General features: G+C 33.5%; 4 protein-coding genes. All 4 read left to right on the top strand.

The window, feature by feature from the left end:
- On the top strand, positions 1 to 643 hold a 643-nt coding region (locus HMPREF1517_RS10590), incomplete at its 5' end, for a hypothetical protein (RefSeq protein ID WP_037600648.1).
- A gap of 85 nt (positions 644 to 728) precedes the next feature.
- Positions 729 to 1,565 (top strand): ABC transporter ATP-binding protein, encoded by an 837-nt coding sequence (locus HMPREF1517_RS07280; RefSeq protein WP_004182332.1) that lies wholly within the window; start codon positions 729 to 731, stop codon positions 1,563 to 1,565.
- Positions 1,558 to 2,277 carry an ABC transporter permease gene (locus HMPREF1517_RS07275; protein ID WP_037600645.1) on the top strand — a complete coding sequence of 240 codons (720 nt, stop codon included), beginning with the start codon at positions 1,558 to 1,560 and terminating at the stop codon, positions 2,275 to 2,277. Before HMPREF1517_RS07280 ends, HMPREF1517_RS07275 begins: the two co-directional genes overlap by 8 nt.
- Before the next feature lie 155 nt (positions 2,278 to 2,432).
- Positions 2,433 to 2,618 (top strand): helix-turn-helix domain-containing protein (locus HMPREF1517_RS07270; RefSeq protein WP_037600643.1); only part of this gene is annotated, 186 nt, incomplete at its 3' end.

Genomic DNA, 2,618 nt, shown 5'->3' with positions numbered 1-2,618 from the left:
GTCTCCTGTCTATGGCGACCCCGAACGTATCAAGAAGAAGCTAAAAGATATTGAGGAACTCTACGACAACTATATTGAGATTCTACCAGAGGACGAGCTTTTTGCTATTGATATCATTGAAAGAACGTTAAATTTTATGGTTATGGAAGAAGATAGTCTTATTGAATCTGTATTTGAAGACTATTTGACTCAAGCGTTGAAAAAAGAAGCATATTCCTTAAATGACCTTCTATTAATTTCATACTATGCATTTCGATGTCAGGATTATGACTATGATAATGAGAGAATTGAAAAATTTAGACATAAATTAATTAAGCAAGAATTACAAGGTGATGAGCTGTTTAACGTTGAACTGATAGGTGCTTTATCAGCTATAGCTGGGATATATGTGATGCATCATGACTATAAAGAAATGAAGTCTGTTGTTGATAAAATGTATGTTCTTATTGATAAGACACTTCAACAAGCTTATAAACCCGCAGTACTTGTATTTGAAGCAAAATACTATCTCTTCTATGAGAATAACATAGATAAAGCAACAGAGCTCTATCATACAGCCACCGTACTAGCCGAAGCCTTCGGCGACCAAGTCTTCATCAAAAATCTTAAAATGGAAATGAAAAAAGACTTAAATACGAAATAACAAATCTAAGTGACATAAATGTCCTTTTGATTCGTTATTTTTTTGTTTATACTCGTTCATATAATCAAATAGGAGAAAGCAAGATATGACAAACCTTATCGTAGCAAAACAGTTAAGCAAAGAATTTCAAAAATATAAAGCAATAGAAAATCTAAACTTCACAGTTGAAAAAGGTGAAATTCTAGGTTTCCTTGGACCATCAGGTTCTGGTAAAACGACAACAATCAATATCTTAACAGGTCAACTCACTCCTAGTCAGGGAGAAACTTATATTTTGGGCAAATCATCCCTTCAGTTAAAAGAAGATGATTTGTCAAAGATTGGTTTAATCACTGAAAATAGTGGTTTTTATGAAAAATTGACACTTTATGACAATCTTCTATTCTTCGCAAAACTCTATAATGTTTCGACAGAGTATGTTGATGATTTGTTAAAACGTGTAGGTCTTTATGACCATCGTAAAACCTTGGCAGAAAAGCTCTCTACAGGGATGAAACAACGGATGCTTTTAGTGAGAGCTATCATAAACAAGCCAAAAGTTCTCTTTCTTGATGAACCTACTTCTGGACTAGATCCATCAACGTCTCAAACCATTCATTCTCTTATTGAAGAACTAAAACAACAAGGAACAACCATTTTTCTGACGACACATGACATGCACGAGGCTACAATTTTGTGCGATAAGATTGTACTTTTAAATAAAGGAAAGATTGTTGAAGAAGGAAAACCTGCTGAGCTTATTCAGAAATATAATACAAATAAAATGGTAAAAGTGACCTACTGCTCAGGTCAAGAAAAAGTGATTCCTTTCTCTGAATTAAATCATATTAGTGCTACTCAAGATATTCAAACCATCCACTCATGTGAACCAACTTTAGAGGACATCTTCATCCAACTTACAGGAGGAAAACTTAATGTTTAACCAATTAAAATCTTTACTATGGCTTAGAAAGCGAGTTATCAAATCCAACAAAACCATTATCCTACAAATTCTCCTTCCTTTAGGGTTTGCCTTTCTCTACAAACATATCTATGAGATTCAAGGTAGCCTAAACAACTCAATGAAAGTCAATCTATTAGTCAACTGTTTAGCCCTATCTTTGAGTTTATCAGTTGGAAATCCAATCAGTACTATTGTTTCCGAAGAAAAGGAAAAAAATATTTTAAGAACCTTGTTTTTAAGTGGTGTTAACAGTAAAAACTATATTCTTTCAGTTTTATTTTATCCAGTGCTTATTAGCTTAGTTATGACAACTGCTATTCCGAGAATACTCGAACTTAATATTGAAAATAATTATGGTCCTTATCTTATCATCTCGCTTGCTACAGCTTTAGTAATCATGCTGATTAATCTTTTCATCGGATTAATCAGTAAAACTCAAGTATCTGCCCAAGTAATTAGCCTTCCAGTATCAATGATTAGTATGTTTATTCCAATGCTTTCAGGGATTAGTAAAGATTTCGATAATGTCACGAAGTACAGTTATATGGGATTGTTCACAAAATCTATAAGCCAGCTTGAAAGCTTTAAGTGGCAAGACCAAATAGCAAGCTCACTTTCTCTACTAGCCTGGTTGCTCCTCTTTAGTGCACTGACCATTCTACAATCTAAGAGATTACGAAAAATATCCTAATTCCAAACCACAACCATCTAAACTGAGTGTTAGATGGTTATTTTGTTTATTCCCCATCTTTTTCTCTAACCATAAAAAGACAAATCCCTGGAGTCTTTTCATTCACATGATTTTAAGGTATATTATTATATAATTAAAACTCAAAGGAAATACAGATGTCTGAAGAGATTAAAATCGAGATTGGAAAAAGAATTCGTGAAGAACGTGAACGAATAGGTTTAACACGTGAGCAGGTTTGTGACACAGAAGAAGAATTAACCGTCAAACAACTGATGAGAATTGAGCTCGGTCGCTCATTACCAACTATTGTCAAACTGCAGTATATCAGTGATAAATTGGGA

Origin of the sequence: Streptococcus sp. ACS2 (assembly GCF_000525585.1) — a bacterium.
GTDB lineage: Bacteria > Bacillota > Bacilli > Lactobacillales > Streptococcaceae > Streptococcus.
The sequence above is the reverse complement of the archived record's forward strand: the minus strand, read 5'-3'. Positions and strand labels throughout refer to the sequence as shown.